General features: G+C 59.9%; 20 protein-coding genes and 1 tRNA gene. 16 read left to right on the forward strand and 5 right to left on the reverse strand.

Annotated features, from left to right (window positions below; genetic code table 11):
* The first annotated feature begins 69 nt into the window (after positions 1-69).
* From J4E53_RS12940 to J4E53_RS12980, 9 genes are all read left to right on the forward strand, one after another.
* Positions 70-1,512 carry a PLP-dependent aminotransferase family protein gene (locus J4E53_RS12940; protein WP_060741260.1) on the forward strand — a complete coding sequence of 481 codons (1,443 nt, stop codon included), beginning with the start codon at positions 70-72 and terminating at the stop codon, positions 1,510-1,512.
* 85 nt (positions 1,513-1,597) lie between these two features.
* The gene (locus tag J4E53_RS12945; protein ID WP_060743158.1) at positions 1,598-2,077 is read left to right on the forward strand and encodes a hypothetical protein; all 480 of its coding nucleotides are present in this window, start codon (positions 1,598-1,600) and stop codon (positions 2,075-2,077) included.
* Between the two features lie 149 nt (positions 2,078-2,226).
* Complete coding sequence (locus tag J4E53_RS12950) at positions 2,227-2,481, forward strand: YkgJ family cysteine cluster protein (protein ID WP_060741261.1); 255 nt, start codon at positions 2,227-2,229, stop codon at positions 2,479-2,481.
* Positions 2,482-2,534: 53 nt separating this feature from the next.
* A complete protein-coding gene (locus J4E53_RS12955; RefSeq protein ID WP_060741262.1) occupies positions 2,535-3,143 on the forward strand; it encodes an START domain-containing protein in 609 nt (202 codons plus the stop codon).
* A 140-nt stretch (positions 3,144-3,283) separates the two neighbouring features.
* Positions 3,284-3,520 (forward strand): hypothetical protein, encoded by a 237-nt coding sequence (locus tag J4E53_RS12960; protein ID WP_060741263.1) that lies wholly within the window; start codon positions 3,284-3,286, stop codon positions 3,518-3,520.
* 201 nt (positions 3,521-3,721) lie between these two features.
* Positions 3,722-4,063 carry a ribonuclease E inhibitor RraB gene (locus J4E53_RS12965; protein ID WP_003179463.1) on the forward strand — a complete coding sequence of 114 codons (342 nt, stop codon included), beginning with the start codon at positions 3,722-3,724 and terminating at the stop codon, positions 4,061-4,063.
* Positions 4,064-4,451: 388 nt separating this feature from the next.
* Positions 4,452-5,861 carry a circularly permuted type 2 ATP-grasp protein gene (locus J4E53_RS12970; RefSeq protein ID WP_060741264.1) on the forward strand — a complete coding sequence of 470 codons (1,410 nt, stop codon included), beginning with the start codon at positions 4,452-4,454 and terminating at the stop codon, positions 5,859-5,861.
* A 9-nt stretch (positions 5,862-5,870) separates the two neighbouring features.
* Positions 5,871-6,821, forward strand: a complete 951-nt coding sequence (locus tag J4E53_RS12975; protein ID WP_060741265.1) for an alpha-E domain-containing protein — start codon at positions 5,871-5,873, stop codon at positions 6,819-6,821.
* The gene (locus J4E53_RS12980) at positions 6,818-7,624 is read left to right on the forward strand and encodes a transglutaminase family protein (RefSeq protein WP_103307977.1); all 807 of its coding nucleotides are present in this window, start codon (positions 6,818-6,820) and stop codon (positions 7,622-7,624) included. The genes J4E53_RS12975 and J4E53_RS12980 overlap by 4 nt, the downstream gene beginning before the upstream one ends.
* A gap of 126 nt (positions 7,625-7,750) precedes the next feature.
* Here J4E53_RS12980 and J4E53_RS12985 read toward each other — a convergent pair whose 3' ends face one another.
* Positions 7,751-8,563, reverse strand: a complete 813-nt coding sequence (locus J4E53_RS12985) for a cytochrome c (RefSeq protein WP_103307976.1) — start codon at positions 8,561-8,563, stop codon at positions 7,751-7,753.
* 609 nt (positions 8,564-9,172) lie between these two features.
* Between J4E53_RS12985 and J4E53_RS12990 the strand changes: the two genes are divergently transcribed.
* The 3 genes from J4E53_RS12990 (at position 9,173) to J4E53_RS13000 (ending at position 13,370) form a co-directional block, all read left to right on the forward strand.
* On the forward strand, positions 9,173-10,378 hold the full coding sequence (locus J4E53_RS12990) for an acetyl-CoA C-acetyltransferase (protein ID WP_103307975.1): 1,206 nt from the start codon (positions 9,173-9,175) through the stop codon (positions 10,376-10,378).
* Between the two features lie 24 nt (positions 10,379-10,402).
* A complete protein-coding gene (locus J4E53_RS12995) occupies positions 10,403-12,547 on the forward strand; it encodes a 3-hydroxyacyl-CoA dehydrogenase NAD-binding domain-containing protein (protein ID WP_103307974.1) in 2,145 nt (714 codons plus the stop codon).
* 88 nt (positions 12,548-12,635) lie between these two features.
* Entirely contained in the window at positions 12,636-13,370 is a 735-nt protein-coding gene (locus J4E53_RS13000; protein ID WP_060741270.1) for an amidotransferase, read from the forward strand.
* A 131-nt stretch (positions 13,371-13,501) separates the two neighbouring features.
* On the opposite strand, the gene J4E53_RS13005 is transcribed toward J4E53_RS13000, so the two are convergent.
* From J4E53_RS13005 to J4E53_RS13015, 3 genes are all read right to left on the reverse strand, one after another.
* Positions 13,502-14,473, reverse strand: a complete 972-nt coding sequence (locus tag J4E53_RS13005; protein ID WP_060741271.1) for a magnesium and cobalt transport protein CorA — start codon at positions 14,471-14,473, stop codon at positions 13,502-13,504.
* A 134-nt stretch (positions 14,474-14,607) separates the two neighbouring features.
* The gene (locus tag J4E53_RS13010; RefSeq protein ID WP_103307973.1) at positions 14,608-15,330 is read right to left on the reverse strand and encodes a 1-acylglycerol-3-phosphate O-acyltransferase; all 723 of its coding nucleotides are present in this window, start codon (positions 15,328-15,330) and stop codon (positions 14,608-14,610) included.
* Between the two features lie 315 nt (positions 15,331-15,645).
* Entirely contained in the window at positions 15,646-16,335 is a 690-nt protein-coding gene (locus J4E53_RS13015) for a crotonase/enoyl-CoA hydratase family protein (protein WP_060741273.1), read from the reverse strand.
* Positions 16,336-16,642: 307 nt separating this feature from the next.
* On the opposite strand from J4E53_RS13015, the gene J4E53_RS13020 reads away from it, so the two are divergent.
* From J4E53_RS13020 to J4E53_RS13035, 4 genes are all read left to right on the forward strand, one after another.
* Positions 16,643-16,732: transfer RNA gene (locus tag J4E53_RS13020), tRNA-Ser, on the forward strand.
* A gap of 119 nt (positions 16,733-16,851) precedes the next feature.
* Complete coding sequence (locus tag J4E53_RS13025; protein ID WP_237140765.1) at positions 16,852-17,085, forward strand: hypothetical protein; 234 nt, start codon at positions 16,852-16,854, stop codon at positions 17,083-17,085.
* A gap of 257 nt (positions 17,086-17,342) precedes the next feature.
* Positions 17,343-17,825, forward strand: coding sequence for a nuclear transport factor 2 family protein (locus J4E53_RS13030; RefSeq protein WP_060741312.1), 483 nt, complete (start codon positions 17,343-17,345; stop codon positions 17,823-17,825).
* A 141-nt stretch (positions 17,826-17,966) separates the two neighbouring features.
* Complete coding sequence (locus J4E53_RS13035; RefSeq protein ID WP_060741313.1) at positions 17,967-18,194, forward strand: hypothetical protein; 228 nt, start codon at positions 17,967-17,969, stop codon at positions 18,192-18,194.
* A 21-nt stretch (positions 18,195-18,215) separates the two neighbouring features.
* Here the strand turns inward: J4E53_RS13035 and J4E53_RS13040 are convergent, their stop codons facing one another.
* A complete protein-coding gene (locus J4E53_RS13040; protein ID WP_103307972.1) occupies positions 18,216-19,148 on the reverse strand; it encodes an AraC family transcriptional regulator in 933 nt (310 codons plus the stop codon).
* Between the last annotated feature and the right edge of the window lie 120 nt (positions 19,149-19,268).

The following is a 19,268-nucleotide window of genomic DNA, read 5'->3' on the forward strand; positions in this document are numbered from 1 at the left end:
TACACTTCTAAACTGTTCCGGTATCGTTTCCGACAAGAATAAAATGCCCGTGAAATCGAGTGCTGCGTCATGACCAACCTCCTGCTCTATCAACGTATTGCGCAACAGCTGGCTGAAGACATCCGGCGCGGTGTGTATCAGCCCGGTGAACGCGTGCCTTCGGTGCGCAAGATGAGCTCGCAGCTCAACGTCAGCCACGCCACGGTGTTGCAGGCCTACGCGAACCTTGAAGACCAGGGGCTGATTCGCGCACGGCCGCAATCGGGCTACTACGTGCACCAGACACCGGCCCTGACCGCACCGACGCCGGACATTGCCCGGGTAGAGCGCCCGGGGTTGGTGACGCGCAGCAGCATCATCCAGCAGGTCTTGGTCGAGTCGCGCCGCGAAGGCGTGTTTCCCCTGGGCGCGGCGGTGCCGAGTGTCGACTACCTGCCTGTCCGGGCCCTGCATCAGCAGTTGGCCAAGGTCACGCGTTTCCACAGCCCACGGGCGTTCAGCTACATGTTCAGCCCGGGCTTCGAGCCTTTGCGGCGCCAAGTGGCGATCCGCATGCGCGATGCCGGTGTCGTGGTGGACCCTTCCGAGGTGGTGATCACCCACGGTTGCGTCGATGCGCTGCAGATGTCCTTGCGGGTGCTGACGCGGCCGGGGGACCTGATCGCCGCCGAGTCGCCGACCTATTACGGCTTGCTGCAACTGGCGGATCTGCTGGGCCTCAAGGTCATCGAGATCCCCAGCGATCCGGTCACCGGCATGAGCCTGGAGGCCTTGCAGTTGGCGGCCAACCAGTGGTCGATCAAGGCGCTGGTACTGACCACGCGCCTGAGCAATCCCCTCGGCGGCACCATGCCCGAGGAGCGGCAAAAGCAACTGCTGCGCCTGGCGTCGGACTTCGACATCCAGGTCGTCGAAGACGATATCTATGGCGAGCTGATGTTCGAGCAGGGGCGCACCAAGGCCCTCAAGGCCTACGATCGGCTGGACCGGGTCATCTACTGTTCGAGTTTTTCCAAGACGTTGTCGCCGGGTGTGCGCATCGGTTGGATGATCGCGGGGAAATTCCAGCAGGAAATCCAGCGGCTCCAGACCTTCAGCACTCACTCGGCGTGCAGCGTTACGCAGATGGGCATTGCCGCGTACCTGGAAAACGGTGGCTATGACCGGCACCTGCGCTATATCCGCCAGGAGTATCGCAAGAACCTCAGCGCCTTTCAGCTGGCGGTGCAACAGCACTTCCCCGAAGGCACGCAAATGAGCCGTCCCAACGGCGGTTTCATCCTGTGGGTCAGCCTGCCGGGACGGGTCAATACCCAGGAGTTGCATGTGCGGGCGTTGCAACAAGGCATCAGTATCGCGCCAGGGCTGATTTTCAGTAACACCGAGCAGTTCAACCACTGCATTCGCTTGAACTGCGGTACCCCCTGGAACCGTGAGGCAGAGCGGGCCTTGATGACGCTGGGGTTGTTGGCGACTCAATTGTGCCAAGAAACGGCCAACGGGTTTCTATAGGAATCAGCGGCTTAGCTTGATGTGCTTGTCAGCGCCTCATTATCAGGCGAGCATGGGCTTTTCTGCCGTCAGTGCCGTTGTGTCTATGAGAGCCAATGTTCCTGTTGCCTGGGTTTTGATCGGCCTGTTCAGTGTCTTCCAAATGGGAGGCGTCGTCGTGGCGGCTCCGGCGCAGGAAAAACCGGCCGTCAGTGCCACGAAGAATGCGCCGAAAAAAACCGCAGTGGCCAAGAAGCCGTCCGCTAAAAAGGCGGTTGCGGCGAAGAAAAAAAAGCGTGCGCCCATTGCTTCCAAAAGCAAATCAGCCCACGAGGTCGCCAAGACTCCATTGCCGCCGGCCAAGCTGGACCTCAGCCTGCCCCACGACATGGTCGAGCAACTGCAGCCACCAGGTAAGGTAGCGCCGCCCAAGCGCGAACCGCTCTTGCCGTCAATGTTCGGAGAGAAACCCGGACCGTTCCAGCTCAATGGCCGGTTGTTGAGCAATGAAATGCAACTGCCGCTGCGCAATCAGGAGCGCAACGAGGTGGAAGGCGCAGCGCTGGATTTTGAATTCAAGCAGTAAGCCTTCCATAGGGCATGCAGCTCGTCGCTGACCATTCGGTCATTTGGCCAACGGCAAAAAAACACGCAGACGGTAATTTAAAACGAGTGTTTTAGCCGTTACTCTGTCTTCTGTTACTCATCATTACCCGCCGCGAGGATGTTGTCGTCATGAAGTGCCGTGAAGGCTGTGGCGCCTGTTGCATCGCCCCTTCCATCAGCTCACCTATCCCTGGCATGCCCCAAGGCAAACCGGCGGGAGAACGTTGTGTGCAACTGTCGGTCGATAACCTGTGCCGGATCTTCGGCCAGCCGGAGCGTCCGGCGGTGTGCTCGGCGTTCGAAGCCGACATCGAGGTGTGCGGCGGCAGCCGTGAAGAGGCCATCCGCTTGATCGGTTGGTGGGAGCAAGTCACGGCAGCGTAATGGGTCAATGAACAGATCCGAAATGAACGAACTTGGACAATAAGGAAAAAACTATGGGTTCGCTGCATCGTATGGCTGTGTTGTGTGGGTTGACCGTGTTGCTGGCGACGGCCACCGCCCAGGCAGAGGACTGGCAGGTTGCCAAGGAGAAGGAGGGTATCAAGGTTTCCCTCAGTGAAGTGGCGGGCTCCAAGTACAAGGCCTATCGCGGCGTGACGGTGATGAAAACCACCATGGCCAAGCTGCGGGCCCTGCAGGAAGACGTTCCCGGTGCCTGCGCCTGGATTCATGAGTGCAAGAGCCAGAAACTGCTCAAGCACGAAGGCGACAAGAGCTGGACTTATACCCAGTTCAATACGCCCTGGCCGGTGACGCCCCGGGACTCGGTGCTGGAAGTTACCACCGAGGAGGGGGCCGACGGCAGCCTGACCCGCAAGCTCAAGGGCGTGCCGACATACCAGCCTGAGGAGCAAGGTTTCGTACGGGTGGCCCAGGTCGACGGCTTCTGGAAATTCACGCCAAAGGGTGCGGACCAGATTGAGGTCGTTTATCAGGTCCACACCGAACCGGGTGGTGACGTGCCGTCCTGGCTGGCGAACAAGTTCGTGGTGGATGCGCCGTTCAACACGCTCAAGGCCCTGAAGGAACGCGCCGAAAAGTGATCGGCCAAGGCTGCACAAGAGAGACCGCCCCCGAGGCGGTCTTTTCATGTGTGCCGTCCAAGCACCCAGCGGAACGATTGTCCGCCCCTCAATGTCGAGATGAAGGTAAGCCCTGCCCTGAATTGATCAAGGAGACACTGATGCAAAAGTGGGAAATCACTTTCATTGACGATCACGGTGAAACCACCGTCGAGCAGTTCGACTATGACCACAAACCCACCATGGAGCAGGCCGCCCAACTGATCCGCGAAAGGTTGCTACCCGTGCTCAGCCAATTGGACCTCAACGACTTGGTTGACCGCACCGAAGACCCGACAGTCAAGAACCTCAAGTCCCAAAACAGTATCGAAATTCTCAGCATTACAGCGATTTCATGAAACGGTGGCTGGTCTCGCTTGGCAGTGGCCACCACTTGCGGCTACTCTGCAATTGAGATCAGCGAAAGGATCGCCAAGGTCCGGTCTTGTCAGCTACATGCTTGTGTCCCGACGGCCATTTGATGCCGTATCGCTTGCAGCCTGAAGGCTTCACGCACGGGAAGACGGAAAGTCTATCCATCGGTTTTAGGAGGACGTTTCATGAGCACAGCCTATCAAGAAGACATCAGCACCAGCGTATTGCGCCGCATGAAAGAAGGCGGTTTCGATTTTTCCCGATTCCATCCCATTGAGTTCTACGCCATTTTCCCGGACGAGGAGCGGGCGCGCAGGGCGGCAGGTCATTTTCGGGGCGAATCGTTGAACGCGCAGATCAGTGCACGGGACGACGGGGCTTGGTCATTGGAACTGAGCCGGGTGATGTACGCCACTTACGATGATATTGGCGACTTCGAGCAAGACTTCGAGGCAGTTGTCGAACCCTTGGGGGGTGTTATCGAGGGTTGGGGCGTCAAGCAAGAGATCCGGCGCCTGCAGGCCTGACAGTCACTCACCGCAACCACAGCAACGGCTGACCTTTGTGTCGGCCGTTTTCATGTCTGTGAGCTAACCGAGGGTCCCTGTGGGAGCCGAGCTTGCTCGCGATGGCGGCTGCACGATCAACATCTTACCCGCTGACACACCACAATCACTTCCCCAGGTTTTGTACCTAACTGTATCCAGACCAGGCCGCTTCGTTTTTCCATGACTATGCTCAGGAAAGCGACGCCCCTGCGTCGCAATGAAGCGGGGGCAGCGGGTTGGGGGCATTTGCCGCACTATAAAAGTGCGCGGCCTCTCAATGGAGATTCCAACCCGTTGATCATAAAGCGTTTATGCCGATGGCACGGGGCTTGCGAAGCCTTGCTGCCAGGGTGACAAGGAGCACGGCATGATCCGCAGCGGTTTTGATGAAATGTACGACGCCGACGGCCAGGTCCGCCCGCACTACCAGGCGTTTGCCCGCTGGCTGGCCGACACGCCTGACGAGCTTCTGGCGCAGCGCAGGCGCGAAGCCGACCTGTTGTTTCACCGTGCCGGCATTACGTTCACGCTCTATGGGGACGAGCAGGGGACCGAGCGCCTGATCCCGTTCGACACGATCCCGCGCAGCATCCCGGCCAGCGAATGGCGGGTGGTCGAACGTGGCTGCATCCAACGGGTCAAGGCACTGAACATGTTCCTGGCCGACCTCTACCACGAACAACGGATCATCCGGGCCGGCATCATCCCCGCCGAACAGGTGCTGGCCAACGAGCAATACCAACTGGCGATGCAAGGGCTCGATCTGCACCGTGACATCTACGCACACATTTGCGGTGTCGACCTGGTACGCGACGGTGACGGCACCTATTACGTGCTTGAAGACAATCTGCGTACGCCCAGCGGCGTCAGCTACATGCTCGAAGACCGCAAGATGATGATGCGCCTGTTTCCCGAGCTGTTCGCCGCCCAGCGCATCGCCCCCATCGATCATTATCCGAACCTGCTGCTCGACACTCTGAAAAGCTCCAGTCCGCTGGACGACCCCAGCGTCGTGGTACTGACGCCAGGGCGTTTCAACAGTGCATTCTTCGAGCACGCCTTCCTGGCCCGGGAGATGGGCGTGGAGTTGGTGGAAGGCGCTGACCTGTTCGTACGAGATGACAAAGTGTTCATGCGCACCACCGACGGGCCGAAGGCGGTGGATGTGATCTACCGTCGACTCGACGACGCGTTCCTCGATCCACTGGCCTTCAATCCGGATTCGATGCTCGGCGTACCGGGGTTGTTGTCCTCCTACCGCTCCGGCAACGTGGTGCTGGCCAATGCCATCGGCACGGGGGTGGCGGACGACAAGTCGGTGTACCCGTTCGTCACCGACATGATCCGTTTTTACCTGGACGAAGAGCCGATCCTGAAGAACGTTCCCACCTGGCAGTGCCGTAATCCTGCAGAGCTCTCCCATGTGCTGGCGAATCTTCCCGACCTGGTGGTCAAGGAAACCCAGGGCTCCGGCGGGTATGGAATGCTGGTGGGGCCGGCCGCGACGACGGCGCAAATCGATGCCTTTCGCGAGCGGATCAAGGCCAAGCCGCACGCCTACATCGCCCAGCCGACGCTGTCGCTCTCGACGTGCCCGACCTTTGTCGAAAACGGCATCGCCCCGCGCCACATCGACTTGCGCCCGTTTGTGCTGGCCGGTCGCGAGACCCGCGTGGTCCCTGGCGGGCTGACACGGGTGGCGCTGCGCGAAGGCTCCCTGGTGGTGAACTCATCCCAGGGCGGCGGTACCAAGGACACTTGGGTGGTCGAGGATTGAGGAACTGCCATGCTGAGTAGAACCGCCTCGGACCTGTACTGGATGTCGCGCTACCTGGAGCGGGCGGAAAACCTCGCGCGGATGCTCGACGTCAGTTATTCGTTGTCACTGATGCCCCAGGATGGGCGTGGCGACGGCCTGCACGAACTGGCCATGCCATTGCTGATCACTGGCACGCTGGACGATTACCGGGAGCGACACGGCGATCTGCACGCCGAGCGCCTGCTGCATTTCTTTGCCCTGGAAGCGGCCAACCCGGCCAGCATCTACAGCTGTCTCGGTTCCGCGCGAGCCAGTGCCCATGCGGTACGTGGCCGAATCACCGCCGACATGTGGGAAAACATCAACGCCACCTGGCTGGAAATTCGCGGTATCGGCGAGCAAGGCTTGAATCGCTACGGCATGAGCCGTTTCTGCGAGTGGATCAAGGAGCGCTCGCACCTGTTTCGTGGCGCGACCTACGGCACCATCATGCGTAACGACGCGTTCCGGTTCATTCGCCTGGGGACCTTTATCGAAAGGGCCGACAACACCCTGCGCTTGCTCGATGCCCGCTACGAAATGGCCGGCGACCAGGCCGACGCAGTCAGCGACGGCACGGCCCACGCCTACTACCAATGGAGCGCCTTGTTGCGGGCCTTGTCGTCCTTCGAGGCCTACACCGAGATCTACCGTGAGGCCCCGGGTGCTCGCCATGTGGCTGAGTTGCTGCTGTTGCGCGCCGACGTGCCGCGCTCGCTGCGTGCCTGTACCGAAGAAATTGACCAGATCCTCGCAAGCCTGCCGGGCACCAACGGTCGGCAGGCGCAACGGCTGGCGGCGGAAATGGACGCACGCCTGCGCTACACCGGCATCAACGAAATCCTCGACGGGGGCCTGCATGCCTGGCTCACCGAATTCATCCCACTGGTCCGTGAACTGGGCAACACCATTCACAGTTCCTACCTGGAGGTCATATGAGACTCTCGATCAGCCACGAAACGGCCTACCACTATGAAGATCAGGTTCGCGCCAGCATCCAGTACCTGCGCCTGACGCCCCACGACAGCGAACGCCAGCATGTGCTGAGCTGGCAGCTTGATTTGCCTCGGCCGGTGCGGGCGCAACTGGATCCGTTTGGCAACATCCTGCACGTGCTGACCCTGGATGAGCCCCACGAAACGGTCATCATCGGCGCCCGTGGACAGGTGGATATCGATCCGTTGCGCGAAGCCGAACACGAGAGCCAGTCGGCGCTGCCATTCCTGCGCTTCACCCGGCTGACCGAGGCGGACGAGGCCCTTCGAGCCTTCGCCGCGCAGCAATGCCAGCAGCGTCGCGACCGCACCGCGTTGATCGACCTGATGCATGGGTTGAACCAGCACATGATCTACACCCCTGGCACCACGGCAGTCGAGACCAGTGCAGCCCAGGCGTTCGCTGGTCGTAGCGGGGTGTGCCAGGACCATACCCACGCCTTTCTGGCCTGTGCTCGTAGCCTGGGCGTGCCAGCACGGTATGTGTCGGGTTATCTGTTCAGCGGAGAGAGCGAGCACCTGGCGAGCCATGCCTGGGCAGAGGCCTGGCTGGACGACGCCTGGTACAGCTTCGATGTGACCAACCAACTGGCCCGCCCGGAGCGCCACCTGAAACTGGCCGTGGGCCTGGATTACCTGGACGCCTGCCCGGTGCGAGGCATGCGTCGTGGCGGTGGTGGCGAGCAGATGCATGCCAGGATGATCGAGACCGCCGGCACCCCAGTGATCACTGTGCAACTCCAGTAACCGCCTGGCGAACAAGCTTTTGTGGTGAGGGAGCTTGCTCCCGCTCGAGTGCGAAGCGCTCGCAAGCTCGTCAAGGGGCTGCTGTGCAGCCCGGCGGGAGCAAGCTCCCTCGCCACAAAAGCGATCTCATGGAGTCAGCGGCTGCTTGCGCCCCGCCATATGCTTCAAGTAACCCACCAGCAAATCCAGCTCCGAATCCGGCAACACCGCCGCCGAGAACCCGGGCATCTTGCCCTGGGGCCAGCGTCGCAGGCCTTGCGGGTCGCGAATGTAGCGCTTGAGGAAATCCCCGGAGAAGTATTCGGTGGGATTGAAAGGAATGTTCAGGTCAGGGCCGAACTGTGCATCGCCAGCGCCATTGAGCCGATGACACGCCAGGCAGTTCTTCTGGAACAGCGCGAAACCTTTATTGATCGGGTCGTCCTTGGCCAGGTTGGGCGCTGGTAGCAGGGCCGGGAAGCGTTCAGCCACCGCCGACAGGCGCTTGATGCTCGCCACCGCATAGGGCCATTGTTCCGGGCTGATGCGGCCTGCCTGCGGGTCGGTCCAGACCAGATAGAAAGGCCCGGCACTGGACTTGCCTTCCCCCAGCGACGGCCACGGCTTGGCCGGGTCCTCGATCGCCAGCCAGGCCCGGGCCCCGCTCTTGTTGAGTAATGGCGCCGCGGGCATCTCGGCAGCGAAGCCGTCCAGTGCAACGGCCTGCAGGTGGTCGTCCGGCTGGATGCCCGTCAACAGGGAGGTCAGCGGCACGGCTCGATAACTCATGGGTTTCTTGTAGGAAACATCCTCAGCAATCTCGACCGTTTGAGCGTCCGGATGCTTGAGCAGTTCTTCGGTTTGCCAGGTGCGCGTGCTCGCGCCCAACTCCAGCACCAGTTGCGCGGCATAAAGGGGCGTGCTGAGCAGCAACGCCCCGAACACAATGAGAGCTTTCAAGTCGATCGCTTTCCATGTCGAGGGGTGGCCGCAAAGGTTGGCACAGCCATCGCTGCTCGAACAGTGACCCATCACATTTTTTGGCGACACAACGTATTGGATGAAGCAGGTGCCCCCGCGCAGGATTCAGCCAATCACCTTGGTGATATTCGGCAAAATCAACAGCAGCGTCGTGGCAAAGAGAATGAGTCCGGCTTGACGAACTTTCGAATGTTTGAACATGGCTGATCCGCCTTTTTTGTTATGTCCTGAAAACCAGCCTGCATATCCATGATGGCTGGCGTTGCACTTCCTGTTCCGACAAGCGCCTCGGCAAAACCCGACGACTAACTTGTACAAGGATTACATTAGGGGCCGCGGCCGCCTTGGCTTAGATCCAATTCGTATCAACTGGGTATTTATCGCTATTAAAACGGCATGAGGCCTATTGCCACCTTCCTGCCGGCCCTTTTGCTAGACAGCTTGCCCTCCTGAATCGGTTAACCCGATAGCTCGCTACCGTTCGTCTGAGCGTGGCCGTCAACGCCATTGAGCGCTGTGGTCATTGAATCCGGCGCCGCTGGGCTTATGGTTGGAGGCGTCGCATTACCCCGTGGTTTCGAGGATGTCATGACCCAAGCTTTGATTTTCGACGCATTACGCACGCCTCGTGGCAAGGGCAAGGCTGATGGCGCCCTGCACAGCGTCAAGCCGGTGAACCTGATGGGGGGCCTGCTCAGTGCCTTGCGCCAGCGCATGGATTTGGACACCAGCCAGGTCGACGACATCGTGCTCGGTTGCGTGACGCCCGTGGGCGAGCAGGGTGCCGATATCGCCAAGACTGCTGCGTTGGTGGCCAATTGGGATATCAGCGTGGCGGGGGTGCAACTCAATCGTTTTTGCGCCTCGGGCCTGGAAGCGGTGAACCTGGCGGCGATGAAGGTGCGTTCCGGGTTCGAAGACCTGGTGGTGGCCGGCGGCGTCGAATCCATGTCCCGGGTGCCCATGGGCAGCGATGGCGGTGCATGGGCGCTGGACCCGCAATCCAACCTGCAGGGTCACTTCATTCCCCAGGGCATCGGCGCCGACCTGATCGCCACCCTGGAAGGCTTTAGCCGCGAGGACGTCGACCGCTACGCACTGCACTCCCAGCAAAAAGCGGCACGCGCCCGGGCCGACGGTTCGTTCGATAAATCCCTGGTCGCCGTGCGGGACCAGAATGGCATCGTGTTGCTGGACCACGACGAATTCATCCGCGCCGACTCCACGCTCGAAGGCCTGGGCAAGCTCAAGCCGAGTTTCGAAGCCATGGGCCAGATGGGCTTCGACGGCACGGCGCTGCGGGTCTACAGCCATGTCGAACGCATCCATCATGTGCACACGCCGGGCAACAGTTCCGGCATCGTCGACGGCGCGGCGCTGATGTTGATCGGTTCCGAAGCCAAGGGACGCGCCATGGGCCTGCAACCCCGGGCCCGGATCGTCGCCACGGCCGTCACCAGTACCGACCCGACCATCATGCTCACCGGCCCGGCGCCGGCCACCCGCAAGGCCCTGGCCAAGGCCGGGCTGCGGGTGGAGGACATCGACCTGTTCGAAGTCAACGAAGCCTTCGCCTCGGTGGTGCTCAAGTTCATCCGGGACATGGCCATCGACCCCGCCAAGGTCAACGTCAACGGTGGTTCCATCGCCCTGGGGCATCCCTTGGGGGCTACCGGCTGCGCAATCCTTGGCACGTTGCTCGACGAGTTGGAGGCGCGTCGCCTGCGCTATGGCCTGGCGACCCTCTGTGTCGGCGGCGGCATGGGCATTGCCACCGTCATCGAACGCCTCTGAGCCCGACTTCAAGGAACATTTTTCATGACCGCTGCCATCCGTTACGAAACCGGCCAGGACCGGATCGTCGTCCTGACCCTGGACATGCCGGGCCAGAGCGCCAACACCATGAATGCGCGCTACCGCGAGGCCATGGCCGCTTGCGTTACCCGTTTGAAGGCTGAAAAGGACGCGATTGCCGGTGTGATCATCACCTCGGCCAAGCAGACGTTCTTCGCCGGTGGTGATCTCAATGAACTGGTCAAGGTCGGCAAGCCCGATGCCAAGGCGTTCTACGACATGGTCCTGCTGCTTAAAGCGCAACTGCGAGCCTTGGAGACCCTGGGCAAGCCCGTGGTGGCGGCCATCAATGGCGCGGCCCTCGGCGGTGGTTGGGAGATCTGCCTGGCTTGTCATCATCGCGTGGCGCTGGAGCAGCCATCGGTGCAGCTCGGCTTGCCGGAGGTCACTCTCGGGCTGCTGCCGGGGGGCGGTGGGGTGGTGCGGATGGTGCGCCTGCTCGGTTTGGAAAAGGCCCTGCCGTATCTGCTCGAAGGTAAGAAGGTCAGTGCAAAGCAAGCGCTGCAGGCCGGGTTGATCGATGAGCTGGCCAAGGATCGTGAGGAATTGCTGGCCAAGTCCCGGGCCTGGATTCTGGCCAACCCCAGCGTCGTGCAACCCTGGGATGCAAAGGGCTATCGGCTCCCGGGCGGCACGCCGTCCGACCCGAAAGTCGGGCAGATGTTGGCGATCGCTCCCTCGATCCTGCGCAACAAGACCCAGGGCTGCCTGCCGGCACCGGAGAAAATCCTCTGCGCGGCGGTGGAGGGGGCCCAGGTGGATTTCGACACCGCGCACCTGATCGAAACCCGCTACTTCACCGAACTGACCACCGGCCAAGTGGCGAAGAACCTGATCGGCACCCTCTGGTTCCAACTCAACGAGATCAAGGCCGGTGGCTCTCGCCCACAAGGTGTGGCGCCTTATCTGACGAAAAAAGTCGGCGTGCTCGGTGCGGGCATGATGGGGGCGGGAATCGCCTATGTCAGCGCCGTGGCCGGCATTGCCGTGGTCCTCAAGGACGTCGACCTGACGGCAGCCGAGAAGGGCAAGGCCCGCTCGGCGGCGTTGCTGGATAAAAAGGTCGCCCGCGGCCAGCTCACGGCCGAGCAGCGCGAAGCCACGCTGGCGCGGATTCAAGCCACCGACAGCGATGCTGACCTGGCCGGTTGCGACCTGATCATCGAAGCGGTGTTTGAGGATCGCGTCCTGAAAGCCAGCGTGTCGGCTGCGGCCCAGGCGGTGGCGGGGGACGACGCGGTGATCGCTTCCAACACCTCGACCTTGCCCATCACCGGCCTGGCCATGGCCGTGCCGGACCCGACGAAGTTCATCGGCCTGCACTTCTTCAGCCCGGTGGAAAAAATGCCGCTGGTGGAGATCATCAAGGGGGCGCGTACCAGTGACGCGACTTTGGCTCGGGGTTTCGATTTTGTCCTGCAGATCAACAAGACGCCGATTGTGGTCAACGACAGTCGCGGTTTCTTCACGTCGCGGGTGTTCGGTACCTTTACCAATGAGGGCATCGCCATGCTCGGCGAGGGCGTGAGTGCGCCGATGATCGAGACCGAAGCGCGCAAGGCCGGGATGCCGGTCGGGCCTCTGGCGATCTCTGACGAAGTTTCCCTCAGCCTGATGAGCCATATCCGCGCGCAAACTGCCAAGGACCTGCACGCAGAAGGGAAAACGCCGATTGAGCACCCGGCATTCGCCGTGATTGACTTGCTGCTCAACGAATACAAGCGGCCGGGCAAGGCTGCCGGCGCCGGTTTTTATGAATACCCGGCCAACGGGCAGAAGTACCTGTGGCCGCAACTGAAGAGCCGCTTCGAGCAAGCCGATGGGCAGATTTCGCCCCAGGATATCCGTGATCGCCTGCTGTTCATCCAGGCCTTGGAGACCGTGCGCTGCGTGGAGGAGGGGGTGCTGACGTCGACGGCCGATGCCAACATCGGCTCGATCTTTGGCATTGGTTTCGCGGCCTGGACCGGCGGTGCGTTGCAGTTCATCAACCAGTATGGCCTGCAGGACTTTGTCGGTCGCGCCCAGTATCTGGCCGAGCAATACGGTGAGCGTTTCTCACCGCCGGCCTTGTTGCTGGAGAAAGCCGCCCGGCACGAACTGTTCTGACAGACTGGGGAGGGGCTTGCCTTGGAACCGTGTTTCAGGGCAGGCTCTGGGGTGTGCAATATTCCCATCATCGTGTCAGGTATTTTTTATGTCACTACGCATCTGCATTCTGGAAACCGATATCCTGCGTCCGGAACTGGTCGACCAATATCAGGGTTACGGGCAGATGTTCCAGCGCCTGTTTTCACAGCAGCCCATCGCGGCCGAATTCATCGTGTACAACGTGATGGAGGGGCATTACCCCAGCGATGACGAGCAGTTCGACGCTTACCTGGTGACTGGCAGCAAGGCTGACTCCTTCGGCACCGACCCTTGGATTCAAACCCTCAAGACCTACCTGCTGGAGCGCTACCAGCGGGGCGATAAATTGCTCGGTGTGTGCTTTGGCCATCAGCTCTTGGCGTTGTTGCTGGGCGGCAAGACCGAACGCGCCACCCAAGGCTGGGGTGTCGGCACCCATCGCTACAAACTCGCCGCCAAGGCGCCGTGGATGAGCCCGGTGATGGAAGAGCTGACCTTGCTGATCAGCCATCAGGACCAGGTCACCCAACTGCCCGAAAGCGCGACCGTCATCGCCTCCAGCGATTTCTGCCCGTTCGCCGCCTATCATATCAACGACCAGGTGCTGTGCTTCCAGGGCCACCCGGAGTTCATCCACGATTATTCCCGGGCCTTGCTGGAGATTCGTCAGCAACACCTCGGCGAACAGATCTACAGCCAGGGCATGGCGAGCCTGGCCCACGAGCACCACGGCACCACGGTGGCGGAGTGGATGATGCGTTTCGTTGCACACAAGCCGCAGGCCGAAACCACCCAAGGCTAAAGATCACCACTCTCCAATGTGAGAGCGAGCTTGCTCGCGATAGCGGTGGATCAGCTGGCGTTGATGTCGGAGGTGCCGCTGTCATCGCGAGCAAGCTCGCTCCCACAGAGGATGAGCGGTGGGGAGCGGGCCTACAACCATCCCGACCGCTTGAAACTCGCCCACAAAGCCGTACATCCCACCCCGATGAATCCGAGCACCAGAAAGTAGCCGTAGTGCCAGGTCAACTCCGGCATGTTCTCGAAGTTCATCCCATAGATCCCGGCCACCGCGGTGGGGAATGCCAGAATCGCCGCCCACGCTGCAAATTTGCGCTGCACCACGCTCTGGCGCGAGGCTTCCAGCAGCACCCCGATTTCAATGGTCTGGCTGGCGATGTCCGCCAGGGTGGCCAAGTCTTCCATTTGCCGCGTGACGTGGATCTGTACGTCGCGGAAGTACGGCCCCATATTCTTGTCGATAAAGGGGAAGTCCAGCCGCTGCAGTTCCTCGCTGATCTCCACCATGGGCGCCGCGTAACGACGCAGGCGCAATACATCGCGGCGCAGGCTGTGCAGGTTCTGGATGTCTCGCTCATTCAGGGCGCTGCACAGCACGTTGCGCTCCAGCTCATCGATCTCGGCGTGAATGGCTTCACCCACAGGCTGGTAGTTTTCGATCACGAAATCGAGGATGGCGTAGAGCACGAAATCTTCGCCGTGCTCCAGCAGGATAGGTCGAGCCTCACAGCGCTGTCGGACGTGGGCGTAGGAGGCTGAATGACCGTTGCGAGCGGTGATGATGTAGCCCTTGCCGGCAAAGATATGGGTTTCGATGAACTGCAGCTTGCCGTCCTTGCGTATTGGCGAATACGTGACGATAAACAGCGCATCGCCAAAGGTTTCCAACTTGGGCCGGCTGTGTTTCTCCATGGCGTCTTCGATGGCCAATTCGTGCAGGTTGAATTGACGTTGCAGGTTGGTCAGCTCCAGGGCACTGGGCTCTTCAAGACCGATCCACACAAAATGACCAGGTTTGGCAGCCCAGGCGCTGCCTTCGTCGAGGGTGATGTTGGTGATTTTCTTACCGGCGCTGTAAACCGCAGCAGCAACGACTCTACCCATAATGGTGGTTCACTTCTTATTGGAAAATGGCAGTGGCAGGCAACGTCCAGCTTAGCGCGCCCTGTAGCTTGAGAGTCAGCAAAATCTGCGGAGTTCGGCGGCAAAAGAAAACCCGCCAAGGGGCGGGTTTTCCATTACGCGGCTTGTAACTGCCGGTCCATTGTTGCAATGCATTCACGCATTTGTTCACGGCATTGGGCGATGAGCCGGGGCATGTCATCCATGCTCAATCCGGCCGTAGGAATCGCCGGCAACGAGCGTATGAGGATTTCACCGCTGCGCCAGCGATTGAGGTGCATGTGCTTGATGTAGCTGCTGACGCACACCGGAATAATCGGGACTCCGGCGGCAATTGCCATCTGGAATGCGCCTTTCTTGAACGGCAGCAGGTCCTCGCCCAGATTGCGCGTGCCTTCCGGAAAAACCCAGATCGAGGTGTCCTCGTGCTGCAACGTATGGGTGGTGGTCAGCATTGACTGTCGCGCCTTGATCGCGTTGCCACGGTCGATCAACACATTGCCTGCCAGCCAGAACAATTGCCCGAACAGCGGCACCCATTTCAGGCTCTTCTTGCCGATGCACACGGTGCGGCGCGGCACCACGTTGCCGAACATGAACAAGTCATAATTGGACTGATGGTTGGCGATGATGACGCAGCCGTTGGGTTTATCCACTAGCGTGTCGACCTGCGTCCGGACCCGCAGGCGCAAGATGCACATGGCCGGCAATGCGTACAGCCTTGCGCATAAACGGCTGTTGTCCGGATTGAACGGTCTGCACAGGCCCAGAATCACCCCGAGCACACCCGCCAGGACAAAGTGCAGGCCCATCAACAACATACGCAATACAAACAGCATCTACGGGCCCCATCGGGACAAAAGGTGGCGCAGTGTACGGATGTGCACTGTTTTCGGCAATTGCCCCTATAGAGGTAGGAAATGGACGATGTTTAAGCGCATGTTTCCACATGGCGTGACGGAAGCGGCCTAGAGCGGTTGCGGACTTTTAAACGATGCGCGTAGGAAAAAGCCCTGCTCTAGGGGAGGGGGACATCTGTGGGCCCGTAGAAGCTGACGAGCGGAGCGAGGCTGCGATCTTTCCCTTAGCAATTGAGTCCGGAGCGAAAGATCAAAAGATCGCAGCCTTGCTCCGCTCGACAGCTCCTACAAGCGTCAGCCCATATGCTCCTGATCCAGCAAAATCGCAGTGTCCAGCGTCTCCAGCAGGGCCTTGCGAACTTTCAGCTTGGTGTTCTTGTGGGCGGACATGTTGATTTTCTTCAACTGGCGCGCTGCTTCCAGGGCCGCGCCTTGCAGTTCCTCGGCCGACACCACCTTGTCGAGGAAACCCGCATCCACAGCGCTCTGGGGATTGAACATCTCGGCATTGATCACCGAACGGTGAAACGCCGACTTGCGCAGGCGATCACGAGCCAGCTCGATACCGGCGTGGTGCATGGTCATGCCGATCTGCACTTCGTTCAGGCCGATGCTGAACGGCCCTTCCACACCAATGCGGTAATCCGCCGACAACAGCAGGAACGCACCCTTGGCCACCGCATGCCCCGGGCAAGCGACAACGACAGGGAAGGGGTGCGACAACAGGCGACGGGCCAGCGTCGAGCCGGCCGTAACCAGGCTTACCGCTTCCTTGGGGCCGGCGGTCATCACCTTCAGATCGTAGCCACCCGACAGAATCCCCGGCTGCCCGGTAATGATCACCACCGCCCGATCCGCCGTCGCCTGGTCCAGCGCAGCGTTGAACGCGGCAATCACGTCCGGCGAGATGGCATTGACCTTGCCGTTGTTCAAGGTCAGGGTCGCGATACCGTCTTCGAGATGGTAGGCAATCAAGTCGCTCATGACGCTATTCCTTGTAAGAGAAGTGTCGCAGACGTTACCCACCGCCGCAGGCCAGGTAAAGCACCGTGACTGACTCACCGGTCAGCCCCAAGCCCCGTAAACAGCCTGGCTCGCCCATCCAGCCAAGCCTTCATCTATAGAGCCTTGCCTATACAGCCCCGAAGATTGGCCGGTTTGCCCTGCCCAGACGGGTTTGAAATGCCCAACCAAGCTTAACCGCATGAAAATTCTGAAAAAACCTTTGCCATCGGAAAAGCTTTCGACTACATTAGCGCGCCTCGACAGACTGAACAGTTTGCCGAGATACGGTGAAGTGTCCGAGTGGCTTAAGGAGCACGCCTGGAAAGTGTGTATACAGGAAACTGTATCGAGAGTTCGAATCTCTCCTTCACCGCCAAATTCGATACACACAAAGCCCCTGGTTTTCCAAGAAAACCAGGGGCTTTGTGGTTTCTGCTGTCTGAAAAATGACGATAGGGGCAATGGCACCCAGGTGATACGCCGTCAGCGCTAAAGGTGCGAATTTCCAGTCTGAGTTTTGGACTGACCGCACAAGCACTGCCGCTTTTCAGCCTGTCCTACTTCATTGGTGTATTCGGGTTTCCCTTTATCACCGGAAAGCTCATCAGCAGCACGGGCGTGAAGGGGATGCTGCTTAGTGTCGGATTGATCGCTCTGTTTGCCTGGGTCTTGAGTGTCAGTCGCTGGCTGGCCGGGCGATTCTGGAAATCAGCCTCTCTTTCGGAATGAAAAAATTTCCCCTGGTGTGCGATAGCTTCCCGGTGTGGGGAGTTTGAGCACAGGTTCAAGAAGGTCGCTAAGACTGAAGGTAGAAAGGCACGGCAAATTGCTTGATGAGCGGCTGCTTGTGCAGCCTCGCCACTGAATAGCATCAGGCAACTTCACAGCAGTATCAGGCAAAGGTTTCTGGGCACATGCCGTTAAGGTTCTCCTGGAAGAGCGTCTTATCAACTGCATTGCTGTGAGAGAACATCATGACCAGATGGATGAATTTCGCTTGGCGCGTCCAGGCTCTTGCACTGTCTTTAATATTTTTTACGAACAACGTCTGGGCTTCGGAAAACACCCAACATGCGAATGCGACTCTGGTCCGCCAGGCGTTCACTAACTGGCAGCAGGGCAAAGGCACGGTGTTCGATCTGCTGGCGCCCAATGCGAAATGGACCGTGGCCGGGACGAGTCCTGTTTCAGGTGTCTATAACAGCAAGGCTGAGCTGGCCCAAGTCGTGCGGCCGATTACCGCGAGACTGGCAACACCGATCGTCCCCTCGGTGCAGAGCATCGTTGCTCAGAATGATGTCGTGGTTGTTCTGTGGGAAGGGACAGCGACGGCGCTTGATCACAAACCCTACAACAACACCTACCTGTGGCACATGACCCTCAAGAATGGTCAGATCATTGAAGTCACAGCCTTTCTGGACACCTACGTGCTGAACGATCTTATCCGGCGCGTAAAACCCCCGCAGTAGTGGCTGGGCTATCTTGTTGGCTGTGAAGCAGTTCGCTTTTCCATAGCGTGCTCTCCAAAAGGTTTACTCGATTCAGAACAAAAACCGGAAATGCGTGGTCTTTGTCAGTACCCCAAGTTCGTCTCTCCCTGAGGTCGCACAATGAGTCTGATCGATTGCCCTGAATGCGCTTCCCGAGTCTCCGACAAGGCCTACGCCTGCCCACATTGCGGCAATCCTTTCCGGGAGCCGAGTTTCCGTCTGACCGAGAAGAACGTGGGGCAGATTGCCGGGGTGACCGGCGTCTGGCTCACCGCGCCGTGGATCGCGCGAATGGTCTTTGGCGTGGTGGCGGTGATTGCGGTGGCGGCGGTGTTGATCCTGCGGTGAGCCGTATTCGCGATTGTCGGCTTATGTATTCAACGGCAACTGCGGACTGTCCGGATTCAACTGCTGGCGCCTGAACTGCCCCGGCGGCTGTCCATGTATCTGGCGAAAACGCCTGGAAAAATAAGCCTCGTCGGCAAACCCGCACAATCTCGCCACTTCGCCCACAGGCCGTGTGCCATTGAGCAAGTAATTGCGCGCCGCATGCATTCGACGTTCGAGCACCAGTTCGGTAAAGGTCTTGCCGATTTCCTTGCGCAGCCAGTGGGTCAGGTAGGTCGGCGACAGGTAGGTCGCCGCCGCCACTTTGATCAGGTTGAGGTCCGGGTCGGCGATGTTCTTGCGCAGGTATTCGGACATTCGGCCCAGCGCATCGCGTCGGCTGACTTCGGCGGCGTTTTCTTCGGCCAAGCGCTTGAGCGGCTCGGCGTACAAGGCGCAGACGCTGCCGATCAGTTGCAGTAACAAGCCCTTGAGCATCTCGCGGGTGCCGAATTGTCGATTCTCGTCCAGTGCGCGCATTTGCGTGATCAACGCGCATACCTTGGCGAAATCGTCGTCGCCGAGAATGAAGTCCAGGTGCTCCTGGAAACGAAACGGCGAGAGTTCCGGCGCCAGCAGAATCGAGACTTCTTCCAGGTCCATCGGGTCGCACTGCAAATGTGGCAACAGGAACGTCTGGGAAAAGTTGATCACCATGAAGTTGCTGTCCGCCGGGTGCGGAATCACATGCACGCGGTGGGGCAGGATGAAGGCCAGGGTGTTGCGTGGAAACGGACGCTCGACGTTGCCAATGTGTTGCACGGTGTCACCACCGAGGTTGATCTGGATCTGGAAGTACTCATGGCGATGCGGGCTGGTTTCGGCGCGCCGGCCCTTTTTGTCGCGGATGTAGAAGTCCGTCAATTCGCTGCGTTGCTGCATGACATAGGTGGGGACTCGGCTCGGTGACGACATCTCCTGGGAATCCTCTGCGGGGCATGGCGGTGACGACGATTGTGACGGTGCATCTGGCCGATTTTCAAGGCGTTATACGATGACGGGGTGCCGAGACTGAATTTTCTGGAGCCCGAGGAT

The organism is Pseudomonas sp. FW305-28, assembly GCF_017351395.1.
GTDB classification, from domain to species: domain Bacteria; phylum Pseudomonadota; class Gammaproteobacteria; order Pseudomonadales; family Pseudomonadaceae; genus Aquipseudomonas; species Aquipseudomonas fluorescens_AA.